The sequence below is a fragment of the Desulfospira joergensenii DSM 10085 genome (assembly GCF_000420085.1).
Taxonomy (GTDB): Bacteria; Desulfobacterota; Desulfobacteria; order Desulfobacterales; family Desulfobacteraceae; genus Desulfospira; species Desulfospira joergensenii.
This window is the reverse complement of the sequence record NZ_ATUG01000001.1, coordinates 388,416-408,328: the sequence shown is the minus strand read 5'-3', so window position 1 is coordinate 408,328 and position 19,913 is coordinate 388,416. Positions and strand designations below refer to the sequence as shown.

The window sequence follows — 19,913 nt, the reverse complement described above, 5'->3', positions numbered from 1 at the left end:
GCGCCTTGGTTCAAAAATGGGAGTGAGGATTAAAGTTTTCAATTCAGAAAAAATTTTAAAGAGAGGGTAACCGAATGGACTCAGCCAGCTCTAAACAAGGGGTAATCTTTTCAACCGATGTCAGGGATTTCGGCCAGGTGGCAAAGAGCGTGCCCTGCCAGAATGCCTGCCCGGCCCGGACCAATATTCCCGGGTATATCCGGTGCATCAACGAAAAAAGATACGGCCGGGCCTATGAGATCAACCGGCAGGCCAATATCCTGCCCGGGGTCCTGGGAAGGATCTGTTCCCGTCCCTGCGAAGAGGCCTGCCGCCACGGCGAACCTGACAACGGCCAAAGCGTGGGCATCTGCCATCTGAAACGTTCCTGTGCCGATTTAAAATCTTCCATGCACCGCATCGTTGAGGCCCTGTACGCACCGTCCGGCAAGAGGGTGGCCGTGGTGGGGGCCGGTCCTGCCGGACTTGCCTGCGCCCATGATCTGGCTGTCCTGGGCCATGGGGTAACGATTTACGAGTCCCGGGAAAAACCCGGGGGCATGCTCATGTACGGGATCCCCGAGTTCAGGCTGCCCAGGGATCTGCTCATGACCGAGATCAACAATATCCTGAGGCTGGGCATCCAATTGAAAACCGGTCAGGCCGTGGGAAGGAATATAAATATCCATGACCTGAAAGAGGAGTATGAGGCCGTGGTCATCACCACGGGATGTGTGAGTCCCCGGAAACTTAGGGTTCAGGGGGAGGATCTGGACAATGTATATGACGGTCTCTCTTTTATGGAGCGGGTCAATGCGGGGGAAAAACCCTTTGTGGGGAAAAGAGTCGTGGTCATCGGGGCCGGATTCACGGCCGTGGACTGTGCCCGGTCTGCCCTGCGCCTGGGTGCCGCCGAGGTGAAGATGAACATCCGGAAGACAGAAGACCAGATGCGCATTGACGAGACGGAAAAGCATGAGGCCCTTTTTGAGGGCATAAGGATCCATTCCCTGGTTCAGCCCTCAAAGATTCTCGGGGAAAACGGGAAGGTCACCGGAATTGAGTTCCGGAGAACCCGGCTGGAAACCCAGGATCAACCGCCGTCCAAGAAGGCTGTTCCCATTGAGGGATCAGAGTTTTCCATCCCCTGCGACAGCGTGATCGCGGCCCTGGGCCAGTCCCCGGATGCAGGGGAGGTATCAAGGGACCTGACCGGTCGTAAAGCCGACGGCCATGTCACCGACATGGAAGGGGTGTTTGCGGCAGGGGATTTTGTTACGGGATCTTCCGATGTGATTTCAGCCATTGCCGGCGGAAAGAAGTGCGCCCTGGCCATGGATGAGTTTCTCACGGGGATGGTCAGAAAAAAGAAAAAGATCCGGCTGGCTCCCCATACTTCAACAGACCGGCCCCGGGCCTTTGATTTCATTCCCAGGAAGGAGATGAACACCATTGACATGGACAAGAGGCTGGAAGACTATACCCATGAAGTAGAGAAAGGGTTTCAACCGGACCAGGCCCATGAGGAGTCCAAACGGTGCTATCTGTGCAATCTGAGGTATGAGATCGATCCTTTAAGGTGTATCTATTGTTCGGCCTGCATTGACGTGGCGCCCAAGGACTGCATCAAGCTGGTGGAGGAGATCCCCCTGAAAGAAGATGGCTCCTACGACACGTATAAGGAAACCTCCCAGTGGGACCGGGTGGTTTCCATTACCATTGACAACGAGCTGTGCATCCGGTGCGGCCAGTGTTATCAGGTCTGTCCCATGGACTGCATCTCGGTGACAAAGACCGATTTGGTGGAAACCGATGCAGACGAGTGATTCTGTCAAAGAGAGTCCGAACAAAGGAGGACGCATGAATACCGATTATTCGCCCCATTATCTGATCCTGGGAAATGGTCCGGCCGGAAACAAGGCAGCCCTGACCCTGAGGGAAAACGATCCCCAAGCCTTGATCACCATTGTCTCCGATGAAAATATAGAATTTTACTACAAACCCAGGCTTACCGATTATATTGCCGGGAAGATCGGGTCTGACCGGCTCCGAGTCAATGATTTCAAGTTCTACGAGGACAGGAATATCCGGCTGAGACTGGGGCAAAAGGTGGAAAAGATCGACCCGGTTGGGCACAGGGTGATCCTCAAACATATGGAAGAGGTCGGTTATGACCGGCTTGTCATTGCCTCGGGATCCCGGGCCAGGCTTTTGCCCTCCATGGAGTCCTATGCAGAGCATCTCAATTTTGTCACCTCCTTTCGGGAGGTCATGGAGATAAAGGAGAAGGTTCAAGAGGCAAAGGATTTTTTTCTTCTGGGCGGAGACCTGGTGGGGTTCCGGTTTTTAAACATGCTCCGGTCCATGGATAAAAACGTGACCATGCTGATCTTCCCGGATGCGTTCTGGCCCTTTAATCTCACCGATGAAATGCTCTCTGCCATTGAGGCCGGAGTTACCGCCTCCGGGACCCGGGTCTATTCCCGGGATTCTGTCTCCCGTATCCGTCCCCGGGACAGGGGGTTTGAGATCACAACCAAGGGGGGGGTACAGGAAAATGCCGATCTGGTCTTTTCTTTTAACGGGTTGATTCCCAGGGTGGAGTTTGCCAGGGGGACCGGCCTGGACATTGACCGCGGCATCCTGGTCAACGAGTACATGGAAACCAGCCTGGATCATATTTACGCCTGCGGGTCCTGTGCCCAGATCTACAATGCCGGAATCAACTCCTATACCACCTCCATCGGCTGGCCCAATGCCGCCATCCAGGGAGAAACCGCAGCCCTCAATATCCTCGGGGATCATCAAAAGGTAGAGTCTGCCGGGCGCAAGTACTTTGACCTGGAAGGGGTTCAGATCAAGACCAGCTGGTGGGAAAATATTGAAGACCCACCTTCAGTTTAGCGGTTAACAATTGCTTTTTACCTGTTAACTCTTTGGGGAAATAGGAATATGAAAGATATCAACATCGTCATTGAAATCTGCGGAAGCGCCGGAGAAGGCACCATATCCGCCGGGGAGATCCTGAGCCGGTTCATGAGCGGCCAGGGCTTTGAGATCATGTCATTTGACTCCTATCCTGCCGAGATCCGGGGATTTGGAAAGTGTGTGGCCCATACAAGGATCTCCTCAAGGCCCATCTATTCACCCGGAAAACTGGCCGATGTGCTCATCGCCCTCAATGACGGCCATTCCATCTCCCAGCTCTTTGCGCTCAAGCCCGGGGGGATCCTCATTTACGACAGCCAGCCCCTCAAACCCCACGAGGAGGACAGGAGTGTTCTGGGGCAGAAGGCTCCCGGAACCACGGCCTACGGCATCCCTTTGACCCAGCTGGCCCAGAAGGCGGCCGGCAATACCCGGGGCCGGAACATGGTGGCCCTGGGTGCTGTGGCGGCCCTGTTCTCCATGGATCGGGACGGGTTTACCGGGGCCATCCAGAACCGGTACGCCAAGAAAAAGCAGATCGTCATCGACTCCAATGTAAACTCTTTTCTGGAGGGGTTTGACTGGACCCTGGAAAATATTGAAAAAGAGGATGGCTACACCTTTAAAGAGGTTGTGCCCGAGCCTGGCCGGGAAAAACTCATTATCAACGGAAACCAGCTCACGGCCCGGGCCGCCCTGGATGCCGGCCTCAAGTTCTATGCCGGGTATCCCATCACCCCGGCCACCAAGATCATGGAAATATTAAGCCGCGAGTTGCCCAAGGTCGGTGGAACCCTGCTCCAGACCGAAGACGAAATTTCGGCCATTGCTGCAGTCGTCGGGGCCGGGTACGGCGGAGTCCGTTCCATGACCGCAACCTCGGGACCCGGGTTTGCCCTCATGACCGAGTTCACGGGCCTCTCCGTGATGGCCGAAGTCCCGGCGGTCATTGTCAATTCCCAGAGGGGAGGGCCTTCCACCGGAATCCCCACCAAAACCGAACAGAGCGATTTTGAAGCCGCCGTCATGGGCGGAACCGGGGACTGCCCCCGGGTGGTTCTGGCTCCCACGGATACGGCCTCCTGCTATGATGCCACGGTGCTGGGCCTATACTTGGCTGAAAAATACCAGACCCTGGTGGTGATCCTTCTCGATTTTTTCCTGTCCAACTCCATTAAAAATATCGATGTACCGGCAAAGCCTCCAAAGGAGATGCTCGACGCCAATATCGCCCCGGATCCTGGAGAACTCAAGGATTACAAGCGGTACAGACTCACCCCGGAGGGTATCTCCCCCCGGGCCATCCCGGGAACCCCCGGGGGCATGTTCTTTGCCACGGGCCTGGAGCATGACGAGAGGGGACGTCCCAATTACAGCGACAAAGGACATCTGGCCATGACCGAAAAAAGGTATAGGAAACATCAAAGTCTGCTCAGGGAAGCACCCAAACCCGATATCCTTGAGTTCAAAGAGGGCAGGGCGGACATGGGAGTGATCTCCTGGGGATCCTCGGCCGGGGCTGCCCGGGAGGCTGTGATGGCGGCACAGGAACAGGGGATTGCAGCGGCCAGTTTCAGTTCCATGATCCTCTCCCCCTTCCCGGAAGAGGAATTAAAATCCTTTGCAGCCAAGTGCAAAAAGATCCTGGTGCCCGAGCTTAACTACAGCGGCCAGTTTGCCGGATTTGCATCCGGTGTCCTCCAGAGGCCTGTTGAGCGCCTCAATTTGATCACGGGCCGGCCCATGGCCTCGGAAGACATCCTTGAGAAGATAAGGGAGATGGAATAATGGAATATCTCAATGAAAAACTGGATCAGGTCCGGGAGAGGGATTTTCTGCAGTACAGATCCTCTGATCTTCCCACCTGGTGCCCGGGCTGCGGCTACTTCGGCATCATGGACGCCTTTTACAAGGCGGTCAGGGAACTGGATCTCAAATATGAAAATATCTGCATGGTCTCCGGGATCGGGTGCTCGGGCCGGACCCCCATTTTCAGTAACTCCTACGGGTTTCACACCCTCCACGGCCGGTCCATTCCCGTGGCCTCAGGTCTCAAGCTGGCCCGGGAAGACCTGACCGTCTTTGCCGTGGCCGGGGACGGGGATGCCCTGGGGATAGGCGGGGGCCATCTTCCCCATGTGGCCCGAAAAAACATCGACCTGACCTTTCTCCTCTTTGACAATTCCATTTACGGGCTGACCAAGGGCCAGTCTTCGGCCACCACCTCCCATGCCATGAAGACCAGCTCCCACCCGGCAGGCAACCCGGATACGCCCCTGAATCCCATCCGCCTGGCCCTGGCCTACGGGGCCTCGTTTGTGGCCCGGGCCTATGCCGGGAACCCGGAAGGGACCAAGGAGATCATCAAGCAGGGAACTGTACACAAAGGGTTCAGTTTTATCCAGGTGCTCACCCCCTGCGTCACCTTTGACAAGACCCACCGGACCTGGAAGAGCCTCAAGGAGAATGTCTATGACCTGAAATTTCCCTCCCAAGAAAAAAATATGGAAGCGGCAATGCGGGCCGCGGACTATGAACCCCATGCCACGGGGATATTTTTTCATGATCCGGACCGGCCCAGTTACCAGGAGATTCTTAAAAAGCTGAAGGATGAAAAATGAGTGAGAACAGTCTGATCATAAAATGTACGAGGTGCGGAGCCAAAAACCGGGTGCCCGAACAAAGGCTCAAAGAGTCTCCCAAGTGCGGGAAATGCAAGACCCTGCTGCCGGACAAGATCTTTGATCATCCCGTGAACGTGAGCGATGCCGATTTCAACCAGGAGGTTCTGGCATCGAACTTTCCGGTTCTGGTGGACTGCTGGGCCCCCTGGTGCGGTCCCTGCCGCTCCGTCGCCCCGGTCCTGGACGAGCTGGCCTACAAATACCGGGGACGGCTCAAGATCGCCAAGATCAACGTGGACGATAATCCCGGGACCGGATCCAGATACGCCATCCAGTCCATTCCCACCATGCTCCTGGTGAAAAACGGCCAGGTCATTGACCGGCTCGTGGGGGTTCAGCCCAAAGAGGCATTGGAAAGCCAGATTGCCCGAATTATCTGAACTGGAAAACCCGGAGTTTATAGGCTGGATCCGTTCCCAATGGGGAATTTCAATCCAAACCGTCCGGACGGATTTTCAGATCCAGGGCAGTCCCGAGCGGACCCTTTCCCGGGCCGTTATCCAGGATTCGGCCGGGGATCTGTATCTCCTGGAGAAGTTTCATCCCCGCAAATTCCGGGTCCGGCAGAATGTGGCCAGGGGCCTGGCTTTCCTGAACCAAAACGGGCTCGACCAGGCTTTGCCGTACCGGGAAACGGCCAAGGGGGAGTTTCTGCCTTTTTTCAGGGAAAACTGCTTCCAGATTTCCCAATTTGTCCGGGGTACAGAACTGGAAAGACCCCAATACCTTGAATCCTCCCGGATGGGAGAGAGTCTGGCCCGTTTCCTGATCCAAATGAAGAGGGCCTCAACCGGTATCAATGCCCTTATCCCGGTGGAGCCCTTTTCCATACAAAAGTATATCCATACCCTCATGGACCGGGTCAGGGTCCACAATCCTCGGATCCACGGAAGATACCTTCCCTTTCTTCAATTTCTTGAAACCCGGTTCATGGATGAAAGCCGGACCCTTTCTCCAGCCTTCTGCCACGGGGACCTCCACCCTTTGAACGTCATCTGGAACCGGGACCGGGTCAAGGCGGTCATTGACTGGGAGTTCTCAGGATTCAAGCCTGATATCTACGATGCGGCCAACCTGGTCGGCTGCGCCGGAATTGAAGACCCGGAAGGACTGGGCATGCCCATGGTCATGACCTTTATCCGCAGCCTGAAGGAATCGGCCATTATCAGTGCAAAGGGCTGGGACCTGTTTCCGGAGTATATTCTGGCCCTGCGCTTTGCCTGGCTATCCGAATGGCTCAGGAAAAATGATGGGGAGATGCTGGAACTTGAGGCCCGGTATATGGAGATCCTGACCGGCCATATGGATGAACTGAAACGGATCTGGAAGATCGGGTGAACCGTTCGATTCGTAAAAATTGAAACATAAAAGTATCACCGCGCCGTCGTGAATAGCATGCAAGTATTCAAATCCGGCTGTTGAGGACTTCGGCTCCGCAGAGGGAACGATTTCAACAGGCTCTAAACGGCCCTCCGCGAAAGGCTGAAAACTCGTTTCACTCAAACCGTTCAGCCTTTTTCGCGCTCCAGGCCGTTAAGAGTCTGTAATAAATCCCCCTCCATGTCTCCTCCGAAGCCCTCAACAGCCTCTGTACCGAATCGAAAAACCTTTCAAATTTTAAACCATGGTAGATCTGTCAGGACTCCCACCCACCGGCAAGATGCCAGATGCAGGCGCCGAGGAGTGATGACTGAAGTGTATAAGACATACTCTGCAGGGAGGAGTGATCGAAGGCAACAAAGAAGGTGGTGCCTTGATGGTGGGTCATGAACGCATTTTTTTAGTGGACAAATTTTTTTAAATTTGGTAAAAGATTCTGCTGTTGCGCCTGTAGCTCAGTTGGATAGAGCAACGGACTTCTAATCCGTAGGCCGCGTGTTCGAATCGCGCCAGGCGCGCCACTGATATCAAAGGCTTTTAGCAGTTTCAGCTAAAAGCCTTTTTTATATCTTCATTAGTCAGTCCCCATTTAGTCCCCACTTTTTACGGAGCGGTCGCTCACTGATTTGTTGTGAAAAAAATTCTATAAAATTTTAGAATTTTAAAAAATAGGCTTAACCTCAGGCGTACAATCTCTGGGGAGGATCATCTGATCCATTCCCCTGACGAGAAGTTTAAAAAGCAGACTTCGAGTTTTGTATCTTGCAGGGCACAACAGCAAGTAAGCTTCTATACATCCGGTCTGTTCGGCCAGCAGTTTCTTTCAGACAAATCGGAATTCGCATCCTTATATACGGCTGATATCTGTGTAACCAGCTCCAAATGGCATCTTACGGAGATACTTGCATAACGAATTTTAATCCAGCCAAAGGCAATTTTATTACTCAAAGTATTCCTCCAGCAAAACCATAGCTATCCTTAATTTATTTCATATAAAATGCTGATTGATTAATAAATACTAAATAAATTTTTAAAAATGCAAACATGTACAATACAAAACTGAACGGATTCTATATTCAACTTTAAGCTTGTGAGATTCACCTTAATACAAAAGAGGTGAAGCACATTAAATTCGTCAAACATATTCAATTGGGAGAAAAAAAAATGAAAACTTTCTGCAGCATGCTTGAAACCATTGGAAAGACACCTCTGGTAAGGCTGTCTCGTCTGGTGGATAAGAGTCAGGGGGCAATCTTTGCTAAGCTCGAATTTGCCTCCCCAGGCCTGAGTAAGAAAGATCGTGTGGCATTGCAGATGATCGAGGATGCAGAAAAAAATGGAAAACTCCAGAAGGACCAGCCGGTTGTGGAACTAACCAGCGGGAATATGGGGACAGGCCTGGCCATCGTCTGCCAGCTTAAAGGGTATAGATTTATTGCTGTGATGTCCAAAGGGAATTCCATAGAACGGGCAAAAATGATGAAAGCTTTCGGGGCTGAGGTTCGGTTGGTCGATCAGCTGCCCGATTCCATTCCAGGTCAGGTGTCCGGCGGTGATCTGGAACTCGTTGAGATCGAGGCTCAAAAACTGACTAAAGAACTGGGGGCTTTTCGTGCTAACCAGTTTTTTAATCCCAGCACAAAAGATGTCGGAACTTACAGAATCGCTCCTGAAATCTTGGAGCAGCTAGGAAATGAAAAATTAGATGCTTTTGTTGACTTTATGGGAACAGGCGGTTCCTGCATCGGAGTGGCAACGGCATTAAAAAAATCATTTCCTCGGATAAAGTGTTTTGGTGTCGAGCCGGAGAGAGCTTCTTTTTACTTTGATCGAACCGCTGCAAACCAGACCGGAAAGCATAAAATTCAGGGAGGAGGGTATAATATGATGCTTGAATTTGTTGAAACCGCTACCGGACTGCTGGACGGGTTTATCACAATAACTGATAAAGAGGCAATCTTTGGGGCTAAGGAGATGGCTCTTGGGGAATGTATCTTTGCCGGATTTTCAAGTGGTGCCAACTATGCCGCCGCCAAAAAATTATTACAAAGCGACTTTAAAGGAAAGAATATCCTCATCCTGACGCCGGATTCGGGCACAAAATATCTGAGCACGGATCTTTGGGATTAGGCATCAGGTTACTGGTCAAATGCAAACAAAGGAAGATTAAACAAAGGAAGATTAATAATGTCCCGGAAACAAATGCCTGCGTTGGTTAAAAAAAAGGCCCAGAGGGGATTATGGCTGGAGGAAGTCCCTATACCTGAAACCGGGCCCAATGATGTACTGATTAAAATCAAAAAGACTGCTATCTGCGGCACAGATGTCCATATCTACAATTGGGATGCCTGGGCTCAAAAGACCATTCCTGTTCCCATGATCATCGGCCATGAATTTGTCGGCGAGGTGGCCGATTTCGGGGAAAACGTAAAAAATCTTACCCTAGGTGAACAGGTCTCGGGGGAAGGGCACGTTGTCTGCGGCCGGTGTAGAAATTGTTTGGCGGGAAACCGGCATCTATGCAAATCCACCCTTGGCGTTGGGGTCAATCGGAGTGGTGTGTTCGCTCAATATTTGTCTCTTCCTGCTGAAAATGTCTGGCCATGCGACATTCAGGGTATCTGTGAGGATACGGCCTCGTTTTACGATGCTTTGGGCAATGCCGTGCACACGGCGCTGACGTTTGATATAGCCGGAGAGGATGTTTTGATCACAGGAGCAGGCCCCATAGGGAATATGGCAGCCGCAATATGCAGACATATCGGGGCCCGCCATGTGGTCGTCACTGATGTGAACCCTTACCGGCTAGACCTGGCCTCAAAAATGGGGGCAACCCGGACAGTCGATGCGAAAAATGAAGAACTAACCCAGGTGATAGCCGAACTGGGAATGAAAGAGGGATTTGATGTCGGCCTTGAAATGTCAGGCAGTGCACAGGCCTTTGGAGACATGGTCCAGGCAATGTGCCATGGCGGAAAAATTGCGGTTCTTGGGATTCAGGCCCCTGATACCCTGATCGATTGGGATAAGGTGGTGTTTGGCGGCCTGACAGTCAAAGGTGTCTATGGCCGGGAGATGTTTGAGACCTGGTACAAGATGTCAACCATGCTTCAAAGCGGCCTGGACGTTTCCGGGATTATCACCCATAGATTCGATTTCCAGGACTATGAAAAGGGCTTTGAGGCGATGAATTCCGGCATGTCCGGGAAAATCATTCTGGACTGGGCAAGAGTGTGAGCCGGGCCGGTATCCTTTCGGTCACATTCCTCCGGTCTTTTTATGGTTTTTAAAAAAGCTTATCCAGATCTGATCCGATTTATTCAAAAAAGGAGAAAAAAAATGAAGCCTATATTTAAATCTTTGGTAATGGTGTTGTTTGTCTCATCACTTTGTGCTGTCAATCCGGCGGCAGGTCAGTCCGTTAAGCTGGGTTTTGGCGGGGCTGTTTCAGGGGATCTTGCCCCATACGGGATCTCGTCCTTAAGAGGGGTTGAGCTTGCATTGGAGGATATCAATTCAAACGGCGGGATTCTCGGCAAACAGGTAGAATTGATTGTGGGAGACGATGCCTGCAAACCCGAAATCGCGGTTAATATCGCGACCAAGCTGATATCCTCCGGGGTGCAGATGGTGGTCGGCCACATCTGTTCGGGGAGCACCCTGGCAGCCAACAAGCTGTATAAAGATGCCCGTCTTTTGCTTATTTCTCCGTCGTCAACCAATGATGATTTAACATTAACGGGAAAGAACCCCAATTTTTTCAGAACCATCTCCTATGACCGTGCCCAGGCCGAGCTCATGACGTCTTATATTAAAAATGTCCTTAATTGTAAAAAGATTGCACTGATACATGATAAGGGCGATTACGGCAAGGGCCAGATGGAGCTTGCCCGGGAATGTTTCAAGACTCTCGGAGGCATCGATATCGTTCTTTTTGAAGGGGTGACAACAGGTGCGGTGGATTTCTCCTCCATTGTCCAGAAAATAAAGAAATCAAGGGCTCAGGTTACCCTCTGGGGAGGCTACCACTCAGATGCATCCAAAATTGCCAGCCTTTTAAAGCGAAAACGGGTTAAAACCATCTTTTTCGGCGGAGACGGAATCAACGGGGATAATTTCCTGAACCTGGCAGGCCAATACGCTGAAGGGGTCTACTCCACCGGCCCAAGGGATACCTCAAACAACACCCTTTATCAGGAATTGACTCAACGGCATGAGGAAAAATACAAAGAGCTGCCCGGCACCTTCTTTTATAATGCTTATGCCTGTGTACAGGCCCTGGCCGCTGCTGCTGAAAAAGCAGGCTCCTTTGATTTTGAAAAAATGCGGGCAGCCATGTTTGAAATCAAAATCGACTCTCCCTTAGGCCCCATCGGATTTGATAAAAACGGGGATGTTGTAGGCGCCGGCTTTTCCGTATACAAGGTTATTAACGGTAAATACAACCAGGTCAATTAATATGTGCAGGTTCAATATCATTATGGGCTTGGCCGTGGCCGGGATCATCTGTTTCTTCGCAGTCCAGGAATTCATGGCAGACCCGGTTTACTTTTCAGGGTTATTCTTGAGCGGCCTGACCCGGGGGAGCATCTACGCATTAATCGCACTGGGATACACCATGGTGTACGGCATCATAGAACTGATCAACTTTGCCCACGGCGAAATTTACATGATCGGTGCCATGACCTCCCTTATTGTGGCGAGCGTTCTGGGACTGTGGGGATGGAATGAGGCTGTTATTGCTATTCTCGCTGTTGTATTTGCCGTTGTCTATTCCTGCGCCTACGGGTTCACCGTTGAAAAAATTGCTTACAAACCTTTGAGAAACGCACCAAGGCTGTCCGCCCTGATCTCGGCCATCGGCATGAGCCTTTTTCTCCAGAATTATGTTATGCTGGCCCAGACCCCTGAGTTTCTCCCTTACAAAAGCTTAATTCCAGATTTCGCATTCTGGGAACCCTATGCGCATATCATTACTTCGGTGGAACTCACTATAATTGTCACCACGGTTATCATCATGGTTCAACTGGGGATGCTTATCAAGTTTACCCGTATGGGCAAGGCTATGCGGGCCACAGCCCAGGACAAAGTCATGTCGGCCTTGGTGGGTATCAACGTGAACAACGTTATCTCCACCACCTTTGTGATCGGTTCTGCAACAGCTGCCATCGGTGGCGTACTCATTGCCTGCCACGTGGGACAGATCAATTTTTACATTGGATTTCTGGCAGGTCTCAAGGCCTTTATTGCTGCCGTATTGGGCGGTATCGGCTCCGTGCCCGGAGCAGTGCTGGGCTCTTTGGTGCTGGGGATTTCCGAAAGCTATTTTACCGGGTATTTCAGGAGTGAATACGAGGACGTGTTTGCCTTTGCCATCCTGGTCATTATCCTGATTTTCAGGCCGTCCGGCATTTTGGGACGGCACGATACCCAGAAAGTCTAACTCAGGTAACTAATTATGGTAACTAAAAAATCAATAAAACAATCCATTATCATTGCCTTTTGGTTCGTGTTGCTGACCTTTCCCATCATGGTGGTCAAGGTAAACACTATCAAGTCTACTGTGGATTTCAGGTGGGCCAACCTCTTCTGGGTAGCGATGCTGAGTTTTTTCTTTTCCCTTGCCTGGAATTATGTTTTACAGCGTAAGGAGGAAAAGACCAAATCAGACGTTGATGACGATACACCTGTAGTGCACAAATGGCTTCAAAACCAAAAGTTCCGTCTCCCCTTTCTGGGAGTGGTGGTTGTGTTTTTTGCGGTTTACCCATTCGTTTTTCCCATGTACCATACCTCCATCATGATCTCTGCCCTTGTCTACGTCATTCTTGGACTGGGCCTTAACATTGTAGTTGGGCTGGCAGGGCTCCTGGACCTGGGGTATGTGGCTTTTTACGCGGTGGGTGCCTATGCCTATGCCCTGCTTAACCTCCACTTTGGAGTGAGTTTCTGGATGGTACTGCCCATTTCCGCTTTACTGGGCGCCGTCTTCGGTGTGGTGTTGGGCTATCCAGTGCTCCGGCTGCGCGGCGATTATCTTGCTATTGTGACCCTGGGTTTTGGAGAGATCATCAGGATTATCCTGGAAAACTGGAACGATTTTTCCAACGGTCCCAGAGGGATTCCTGACATCCCGGCCCCGGGGCTTTTGGGGCTGGAAATGAGCCAGCACGCTACTGTAGTCTACATCTATTTTATTGTAATCGCCCTGGTACTGCTTACCATTTTCTTTGTGAACAGGCTGGAAAATTCCAAAATAGGCCGGGCCTGGATCGCCTTACGCGACGATGAAATTGCCTGCCAGGCCATGGGTATCGACAAATTTAAGACCAAGCTTACCGCATTCGGCCTGGGCGCCACTTGGGCGGCCATGGGTGGGGTAGTGTTCGCGGCCAAAACCTCTTACATCAATCCCATGTCCTTTACCATCTGGGAATCCATTATCATTCTTTGTGTGGTGGTCATCGGCGGTATGGGATCGGCCTTGGGCGTCATTGCTGGCGCATTGGTCCTCATCCTGCTGCCCGAGTACCTGCGGGCCGTGGCCGAATACCGAATGCTGGTGTTCGGCGCACTTCAAGTCATCGTCATGGTGTTCAGGCCCCAAGGCCTGATCAGAGCGGTCCGTAAAACCTATCAATTTCAAGCACAGGAAGAATAAGACCATGGAACCCATCCTCAACGTACAAAACCTGACCATGCGGTTTGGGGGGCTCAAAGCTCTGGATAATGTGAATATTACCATTGAGAAGGGCCAGATAGCAGCGCTGATCGGTCCCAACGGTGCCGGAAAGACCACCTTTTTCAATTGTATCACCGGTATTTACGACCCCTGCCGAGGCCATGTAGAAATCAAGGTGCCAGGGGAATCTGCCATGAGGATAAAAGGGCTTAAGCCCAATCAGGTGACTGAACGGGGAATGGCCAGAACTTTCCAGAACATCCGCCTTTTCCAAGGAATGACAGTGCTTGAAAATGTCATGATCGGTCGCCACTGCCGGCTTCATGCCGGAATCCTGGGGGCCTTGCTCAGACCGGCCGGCCAGGTAAAAGAAGAAAAGCAGGCGGTCTTTGATTCATATGAAATCTTAGAAAAGATCGGCCTGGAACAATACGTAAACGAGATGGCCGTGAATCTTCCCTATGGCGCCCAGCGCCGCCTGGAGATTGCACGGGCCCTGGCTACAAATCCTTTTATTCTTCTTCTGGACGAGCCGGCAGCCGGCATGAATCCCCAGGAAACCCGGGAACTTGACGAACTCATCCTCTGGCTCAGGGATAGCGAGGACCTCACCATCCTTCTTATTGAGCATGACATGAAGCTGGTCATGAGTCTGTCGGATAGGATTCATGTGGTGGATTACGGCAAAAAAATCGCAGAAGGGACGCCTGCACAGATCAAGGCCAATCCCGATGTCATCAAAGCCTACCTGGGAGATGATTCAGAACATGCTTAGATTATCAAATATACACACCTATTACGGCAATATCCACGCCCTTAAGGGTATTGACATCCAGGTGGAACAAGGAGAGGTCATCTCTTTAATCGGGGCCAATGGTGCGGGTAAATCCACCACCTTGTTGACCACCTCCGGCATTGTTCCTGCAAAAAAGGGTGTTGTGGAGCTCGAAGGAGAGGATATCACCCACCTGCCGCCCGATGAAATCGTGAAAAAGGGCATCTGCCATGTACCCGAAGGCAGGCGCATCTTTCCATATCTGACAGTGGCGGAGAACTTGGATATGGGCGCCTTTCTCCGCAATGACAAAGAGGGCATCAAAGAGGACATTCACTATGTCTACAGCCTGTTTCCAATTCTTGCTGACCGGCGCAACCAGGCCGGCGGCACCCTGTCAGGAGGAGAACAGCAGATGCTGGCCATTTCCCGGGCTCTCATGTCCCGGCCCCGGATCCTGCTCCTGGATGAACCTTCTCTGGGTCTGGCCCCCATCATTGTGAAGCAGATTTTTGACATCATAAACAAAATCAACCAGGACAATAAAACCACCATATTTATCGTGGAGCAGAACGCCAACCTGGCCCTTAAGGCCGCCCATCGGGGCTATGTCATGGAAAATGGTGCCGTTACCATGAGCGACACCGGTGAAAATCTTCTGGCCAACGAGGATGTGAAAAAGGCTTATCTGGGCATGTAAGGAAGAGGCTGTCACAATCCCAGCCTGAAGACCGTTGTAAATTAAAATGAATGCAAAGGAGATAAAAATGAGCACAGATAAACTGGACCAGACCCTGGCAAGGGAATTGGAGGTGTTCAACCGGGAAGGCCGGGCAAAACCTGTTGAACGCGTCATTGAAAAATATATTCCGCCCAAACCGCCCTTTGGGCCCAGGTATTTAATCGCAGACCAGGCAAATGAATTCATCCGGTTAAATTCCAATTCCTACCTGTCTCTTTCCCACCACCCCGAAGTGATAGAGGCGGCTGATGCTGCCTCCCGGAAATTCGGCGTGGGGCCCGGTGCGGTCAGGTTTATTGACGGAACCTTTATTCATCATCACAGGCTTGAATCCAGGATTGCCCGGTTCGTGGATAAGCCTGCGGCAAAGATTTTTAACTCAGCCTATACCTCAAACTGCGGACTTGCCCTGGCCCTTTCAAACAAGAAAACCCATTGGATAGGGGACCAATTAAACCATAACAGTATCATCCGGGCCATGCGTATTTCTAATATTCCTCGGCAAAACAAGGGAATTTTCAAACATAACGATATGGCGGATTTAAGACGCTGCCTTGAGGAGGTGGGGCCGGAAATTGAGAGGGTAATTGTCATATTTGATGGAATTTTCAGCATGCGGGGGGATTTTGCCCCCATTAAAGAGATTAAAGCCGTGTGCTCGGAATATGACTCCAGGTTCAAAGACGGGGTGATCACAGTGACGGATGACTCCCACGGAATTGGTGCCTATGGACGCTCAGGAAGAGGGACTCCTGAGTTCTGCGGTGCTGTCCCGGATATTATAGTTGGTACCTTTGGGAAGGCCTTTGGAGTAAATGGCGGGTTTATTGCCGGGAGTCCGGATTTGATTGAGGCTGTCCGGCAAAAGGCAGATACCTATATCTATACCAACCCGCTAAGCGTTGCTGACTGTGCAGCCGCCATAAAGGCCATTGATATCTGCGATAGCCAGGAAGGACTGTCTATACTGGAAAGCCTGGAAACGGGGATTACCCAGTTCAGGAAGGGGCTAGAACGACTTGGAAAAGAATCCATTCCAGGCCCCCATCCTGTTATCCCCTTAATGGTCCGGAATACAGAAAAGACCCACCACATTGTTGACTATCTGTTCGACAACGGGGTTCTTGCAGTGGGATTGGCCTTTCCTGTGGTCCCCCGGGGGGATGAAACCATTAGATTTCAGATCAATGCCTGCCATACGCCTGCGGATATTGACTATGTTCTCAAGTTATTAGAGGCTGTTGATTAAAAGTGTTTATGGAATTAATATGCAAAAATATACAATACAAGTCTGATCGGATTATGGTACGGACGATAAATTCTGATCGGTTAGTCTAGGACTTTCTCCTGACTGGATTGGTACTGATAACTTTTTTTCTGGATTAAGATGGTTAAAAAAAGAGAGTGGCAGCATCATTCTGTTGTAAAACCCCTTGATAATCTTGAAGTCATGACAGCCAGGTTTTACGACCATACCTACACGAAACACTATCATGACGGGTATGCACTGGCGCTTATTCTGGAAGGAGCTGAAACCTATCTGTGGAATCATAAGAGACATACAGCTCCCAAGGGGAGCGTGATTGTCATCAACCCCGCTGAAATACATAATGGCCACGCCCTGGACCGGAAACAAGGTTGGAAGTATTTTGTCATGTACCCCCATTTGTCACTGGTCAAAAAAAGTCTGGCAGATATGGGAATGAATCCTGACCGGTTGCCATGGTTTCCGGAAACAGTGATCAAAAATGCGGGGATTGGAAAAAAGATATTGGAATTCATGAAGGCAAATGAAGATCAGGAACCCTCTCTGGCCATGGAAATTCTTTTTCTGGAACTTTTCAGTCTTCTCATTCAGGGCCATGCAGAGTTTTCAACCCGGGGCGGCCACCCCGATCACGGTGGATTTGGTAAAGTGAAACGGGTGACGGATAAAATATATTCCCTCTATGATACGCCGCTTACCCTGGAATCCCTGGCCAAGGAAGAAGGGGTTAGTTCTTTTTCGCTTTTGAGGCTTTTTAAGAAGCATAAAGGGGTGACACCCTATCTTATGCTGACCAGTCTGCGTATTAACAAGGCCAAATCCTGCCTAAGGTCGAATCATTCCTTTGCCGATACGGCCTTCATGTGCGGGTACTCCGACCAAAGCCATATGACCAAACAATTCAAAAAATGGATCGGCATCACCCCGGGTGAATACCAACGTTCCAATAGAAAGAATTATCCGAATACCAAAAAATAGATACTGAAATTTAAATCAAAACAGGATGGAAGCCAGATGAAAACAATCGGCCTGCTGGGAGGAATGAGCTGGGAAAGCACCCAGGAGTATTACCGGGCAATCAATGTTAAAGTCAAAGAGCGGTTGGGGGATCTACATTCGGCAAAGATTGCCATGGTCAGTGTGGATTTTGACCCTATTGAAAGGCTCCAACACCAGGGCGACTGGGAAGGAACGGCAAGAATATTATCTGAAGCTGCCCGGAATATCGAAGCGGCCGGTGCCGATTTTTTGCTGATCTGCACTAATACCATGCACAAAGTCGCCCCCGAAATCCAGGCATCAATCCACATCCCCTTGCTTCACATTGCAGACGCAACCGCTCAAGCGGTCTTGGGTAAAGGGATCAAAACCGTTGGCTTGCTGGGTACTGCATTTACCATGGAGCTGCCTTTTTACAAAAAACGGCTTCAGGAGAAATACAAACTCAAGGTGAAGATCCCGGAAAAATCGGACCGGCATATGGTTCACGAGGTGATCTACTCCGAACTTTGTCTCGGCAAGATAGATCCGGCCTCAAGAAAAGAGTATTTAAGGGTGATTGATGATCTTGCAGCCCAAGGTGCGGAGGCGGTAATATTCGGCTGCACGGAAATCGGGCTTCTTGTCAAACAGGTCGACACCTCCATCCCACTGTTGGATACCGTGGATATCCATGCGCAGGAAGCCGTGGAATGGGCATTGAATGAGACAGCACTTCCATCCGTTTAGTTGCCTGTAATGTCGTTTTAGACACTAAGGCATCCGGGGAAGAGATGGAGAATAATAACGCCATAATTGATTTGATGAAACAAATTGGATTGAGTGAATATGAATCCAAAGCCTATCTATCTTTACTCAAATCGAATCCAGCCAACGGTTACAAACTCAGTATATCTTCAAATATTCCTCGATCACGAATTTATGAAGTGTTAAACAGATTAATTTTAAAACAGATGGTATACATCCACCCGAATTGGGAAAAGAAATATTACGTGCCGGTCGAGCCTGAAATTGTTTTGAGACGGATTCAGAATCAATTTACAGTTGCCATAAAAAAAATTGAAACCTATGCTCAATCAATCCGAATTGTAAACCATAAATAAGATGTCAATAAATCAGATTTCGCGAAATTTCAAGGATGATTTTATCGTGGATGTCCCCGGATTTATAGGTTTCCAAAGGCAGCGTCATGGACGTGTAGGGGGGCCATAAATGCACCCTGTAAAGGTTTTTTATCTGATCCATGTTGTATTTTATTTTAGTCCATGTTATTCCGTTAACCAATTAAGGATTTTGTGGTTAACCAAAATTCAACAATAAGTCAACACGATTGACGGGAATTTAACCTAATGTCATTGAATACAGAAGATTGTCTCTCCATTGCCAGGGGAATCATAACCGGATCCCCGCCTGATCTGAAAACCCTGCACGATATCTGCGAAACACCGGACGACGACGTCTTCAATCTTTTGGCGGGTGCAGATCTGATTCGCAATTTCTATCAAGGGAAAAAGATTAATCTGTGTACCATCTGCAATGCAAAATCAGGAAAATGCTCAGAAAACTGCGGGTTTTGTCCGCAGTCCGCATTCCATCAGACTCAAATCGAAAATTACGGACTTCTCGGAAAGGAAGAGCTTACCCAGATCCCAAAACGCCTTTCCGGTAGCCATGTGAACCGGTATTCGGTTGTGACAAGCGGAAGGGGATTGAGTTCAGATGAAGTGGATCTGGTGGCCCAGGCATTTTTAAGCCTTGAAGGAAAAAGACTTTCCTATTGTGCTTCTTTAGGGATCATTCAAGATCAAGATTTTGATGTCCTGAAAAATGCCGGGGTCACTCGGTATCATCATAATCTTGAAACTGCGGAAAGCCATTTTAAAAAAATATGCACCACCCACACCTTCAAGGACCGGATTGACAACATTAAACGCGCCCAGAAAGCCGGATTCGAGATCTGTTCCGGCGGGATATTCGGAATCGGTGAAACCAATAGTCAAATACTGGAGCTGGCCCTTGAATTAAAGCGTCTGGATATTGATGCCGTGCCCCTAAATTTTTTATCTCCAATTCCAGGGACACCTATGGAAGGCCTTTCCAAGCTAACGCCGTTAAAATGCCTGAAAATAATCGCTTTGTTTCGGTATGTGCTGCCGGAAAAGGATATTATTATCTGTGGTGGGCGGCAATTGAATCTAAAGCAACTTGTGCCTTTCATGTTTCATGCAGGCGCCAACGGAATCATGACCGGAAATTATCTAACAACACAGGGGGCAAGTCTTGAAGATGACATAGAGATGATCATACAGCTTGGTTTTGAGGCACTTGTTTGATTTCTAGTAAAGCTAGCAAAAGGATCAAGCCTGCTCTTGATTTTTTTTCCAAAGACTATGCTTTCATTATGTCCGCGCAAAGTAAGCAAAAATGATTTGTTTTATGATTTCAGCGGGATGAGATGTTTATAAGAGATTGAGGAA

18 protein-coding genes and 1 tRNA gene are annotated in these 19,913 nt (G+C 50.1%); all 19 read left to right on the top strand.

The window, feature by feature from the left end; translation table 11 throughout:
* Positions 1 to 74 precede the first annotated feature (74 nt).
* The 19 genes from F608_RS0101950 to bioB all read left to right on the top strand — a co-directional run bounded on the left by F608_RS0101950 (position 75) and on the right by bioB (position 19,769).
* Positions 75 to 1,805 (top strand): FAD-dependent oxidoreductase, encoded by a 1,731-nt coding sequence (locus F608_RS0101950; protein WP_022663925.1) that lies wholly within the window; start codon positions 75 to 77, stop codon positions 1,803 to 1,805.
* A gap of 34 nt (positions 1,806 to 1,839) precedes the next feature.
* Entirely contained in the window at positions 1,840 to 2,883 is a 1,044-nt protein-coding gene (locus F608_RS0101945) for an NAD(P)/FAD-dependent oxidoreductase (RefSeq protein ID WP_022663924.1), read from the top strand.
* A 48-nt stretch (positions 2,884 to 2,931) separates the two neighbouring features.
* Positions 2,932 to 4,695, top strand: a complete 1,764-nt coding sequence (locus tag F608_RS0101940; protein ID WP_022663923.1) for a 2-oxoacid:acceptor oxidoreductase subunit alpha — start codon at positions 2,932 to 2,934, stop codon at positions 4,693 to 4,695.
* Positions 4,695 to 5,528: a thiamine pyrophosphate-dependent enzyme gene (locus F608_RS30400; protein WP_022663922.1), complete on the top strand. Its 834-nt coding sequence runs from the start codon at positions 4,695 to 4,697 to the stop codon at positions 5,526 to 5,528. Before F608_RS0101940 ends, F608_RS30400 begins: the two co-directional genes overlap by 1 nt.
* Entirely contained in the window at positions 5,525 to 5,971 is a 447-nt protein-coding gene (trxC, locus tag F608_RS0101930; protein ID WP_022663921.1) for a thioredoxin TrxC, read from the top strand. The genes F608_RS30400 and trxC overlap by 4 nt, the downstream gene beginning before the upstream one ends.
* Positions 5,955 to 6,929 (top strand): phosphotransferase, encoded by a 975-nt coding sequence (locus F608_RS0101925; RefSeq protein WP_022663920.1) that lies wholly within the window; start codon positions 5,955 to 5,957, stop codon positions 6,927 to 6,929. Before trxC ends, F608_RS0101925 begins: the two co-directional genes overlap by 17 nt.
* A 486-nt stretch (positions 6,930 to 7,415) precedes the next feature.
* A tRNA-Arg gene (locus F608_RS0101920) sits at positions 7,416 to 7,492 on the top strand.
* A 643-nt stretch (positions 7,493 to 8,135) separates the two neighbouring features.
* Positions 8,136 to 9,101, top strand: coding sequence for a PLP-dependent cysteine synthase family protein (locus tag F608_RS0101915; protein ID WP_027362375.1), 966 nt, complete (start codon positions 8,136 to 8,138; stop codon positions 9,099 to 9,101).
* A 57-nt stretch (positions 9,102 to 9,158) separates the two neighbouring features.
* On the top strand, positions 9,159 to 10,208 hold the full coding sequence (gene tdh, locus F608_RS0101910; RefSeq protein WP_022663918.1) for an L-threonine 3-dehydrogenase: 1,050 nt from the start codon (positions 9,159 to 9,161) through the stop codon (positions 10,206 to 10,208).
* Positions 10,209 to 10,310: 102 nt separating this feature from the next.
* Entirely contained in the window at positions 10,311 to 11,429 is a 1,119-nt protein-coding gene (locus F608_RS0101905) for a branched-chain amino acid ABC transporter substrate-binding protein (RefSeq protein WP_027362373.1), read from the top strand.
* A gap of 73 nt (positions 11,430 to 11,502) precedes the next feature.
* Positions 11,503 to 12,414 (top strand): branched-chain amino acid ABC transporter permease, encoded by a 912-nt coding sequence (locus F608_RS0101900; protein ID WP_027362372.1) that lies wholly within the window; start codon positions 11,503 to 11,505, stop codon positions 12,412 to 12,414.
* Between the two features lie 15 nt (positions 12,415 to 12,429).
* Complete coding sequence (locus tag F608_RS0101895) at positions 12,430 to 13,632, top strand: ABC transporter permease subunit (RefSeq protein ID WP_022663915.1); 1,203 nt, start codon at positions 12,430 to 12,432, stop codon at positions 13,630 to 13,632.
* A gap of 4 nt (positions 13,633 to 13,636) precedes the next feature.
* Positions 13,637 to 14,428 (top strand): ABC transporter ATP-binding protein, encoded by a 792-nt coding sequence (locus F608_RS0101890; RefSeq protein ID WP_022663914.1) that lies wholly within the window; start codon positions 13,637 to 13,639, stop codon positions 14,426 to 14,428.
* The gene (locus F608_RS0101885) at positions 14,421 to 15,128 is read left to right on the top strand and encodes an ABC transporter ATP-binding protein (RefSeq protein ID WP_022663913.1); all 708 of its coding nucleotides are present in this window, start codon (positions 14,421 to 14,423) and stop codon (positions 15,126 to 15,128) included. The genes F608_RS0101890 and F608_RS0101885 overlap by 8 nt, the downstream gene beginning before the upstream one ends.
* Before the next feature lie 67 nt (positions 15,129 to 15,195).
* On the top strand, positions 15,196 to 16,419 hold the full coding sequence (locus F608_RS0101880) for an aminotransferase class I/II-fold pyridoxal phosphate-dependent enzyme (RefSeq protein ID WP_022663912.1): 1,224 nt from the start codon (positions 15,196 to 15,198) through the stop codon (positions 16,417 to 16,419).
* Between the two features lie 138 nt (positions 16,420 to 16,557).
* A complete protein-coding gene (locus F608_RS0101875; protein ID WP_022663911.1) occupies positions 16,558 to 17,415 on the top strand; it encodes an AraC family transcriptional regulator in 858 nt (285 codons plus the stop codon).
* Between the two features lie 36 nt (positions 17,416 to 17,451).
* A complete protein-coding gene (locus F608_RS0101870) occupies positions 17,452 to 18,165 on the top strand; it encodes an aspartate/glutamate racemase family protein (RefSeq protein WP_022663910.1) in 714 nt (237 codons plus the stop codon).
* Positions 18,166 to 18,209: 44 nt separating this feature from the next.
* Positions 18,210 to 18,539 carry a TrmB family transcriptional regulator gene (locus tag F608_RS37285; protein WP_022663909.1) on the top strand — a complete coding sequence of 110 codons (330 nt, stop codon included), beginning with the start codon at positions 18,210 to 18,212 and terminating at the stop codon, positions 18,537 to 18,539.
* A 246-nt stretch (positions 18,540 to 18,785) separates the two neighbouring features.
* Positions 18,786 to 19,769: a biotin synthase BioB gene (bioB, locus tag F608_RS0101855; RefSeq protein ID WP_022663907.1), complete on the top strand. Its 984-nt coding sequence runs from the start codon at positions 18,786 to 18,788 to the stop codon at positions 19,767 to 19,769.
* The last annotated feature ends 144 nt before the right edge of the window (positions 19,770 to 19,913 follow it).

Bases quoted from the DNA above. Each gene is read 5' to 3' on its own strand.
- F608_RS0101905 (WP_027362373.1), top strand. From the start codon at position 10,311: ATGAAGCCTATATTTAAATCTTTGGTAATGGTGTTGTTTGTCTCATCA.
- F608_RS0101895 (WP_022663915.1), top strand. From the start codon at position 12,430: ATGGTAACTAAAAAATCAATAAAACAATCCATTATCATTGCCTTTTGG.
- trxC (WP_022663921.1), top strand. From the start codon at position 5,525: ATGAGTGAGAACAGTCTGATCATAAAATGTACGAGGTGCGGAGCCAAA.
- F608_RS37285 (WP_022663909.1), top strand. From the start codon at position 18,210: ATGGAGAATAATAACGCCATAATTGATTTGATGAAACAAATTGGATTG.
- F608_RS0101950 (WP_022663925.1), top strand. From the start codon at position 75: ATGGACTCAGCCAGCTCTAAACAAGGGGTAATCTTTTCAACCGATGTC.
- F608_RS30400 (WP_022663922.1), top strand. From the start codon at position 4,695: ATGGAATATCTCAATGAAAAACTGGATCAGGTCCGGGAGAGGGATTTT.
- F608_RS0101915 (WP_027362375.1), top strand. From the start codon at position 8,136: ATGAAAACTTTCTGCAGCATGCTTGAAACCATTGGAAAGACACCTCTG.
- F608_RS0101880 (WP_022663912.1), top strand. From the start codon at position 15,196: ATGAGCACAGATAAACTGGACCAGACCCTGGCAAGGGAATTGGAGGTG.
- tdh (WP_022663918.1), top strand. From the start codon at position 9,159: ATGTCCCGGAAACAAATGCCTGCGTTGGTTAAAAAAAAGGCCCAGAGG.
- bioB (WP_022663907.1), top strand. From the start codon at position 18,786: ATGTCATTGAATACAGAAGATTGTCTCTCCATTGCCAGGGGAATCATA.
- F608_RS0101870 (WP_022663910.1), top strand. From the start codon at position 17,452: ATGAAAACAATCGGCCTGCTGGGAGGAATGAGCTGGGAAAGCACCCAG.
- F608_RS0101945 (WP_022663924.1), top strand. From the start codon at position 1,840: ATGAATACCGATTATTCGCCCCATTATCTGATCCTGGGAAATGGTCCG.
- F608_RS0101875 (WP_022663911.1), top strand. From the start codon at position 16,558: ATGGTTAAAAAAAGAGAGTGGCAGCATCATTCTGTTGTAAAACCCCTT.
- F608_RS0101885 (WP_022663913.1), top strand. From the start codon at position 14,421: ATGCTTAGATTATCAAATATACACACCTATTACGGCAATATCCACGCC.
- F608_RS0101940 (WP_022663923.1), top strand. From the start codon at position 2,932: ATGAAAGATATCAACATCGTCATTGAAATCTGCGGAAGCGCCGGAGAA.
- F608_RS0101890 (WP_022663914.1), top strand. From the start codon at position 13,637: ATGGAACCCATCCTCAACGTACAAAACCTGACCATGCGGTTTGGGGGG.
- F608_RS0101900 (WP_027362372.1), top strand. From the start codon at position 11,503: ATGGCAGACCCGGTTTACTTTTCAGGGTTATTCTTGAGCGGCCTGACC.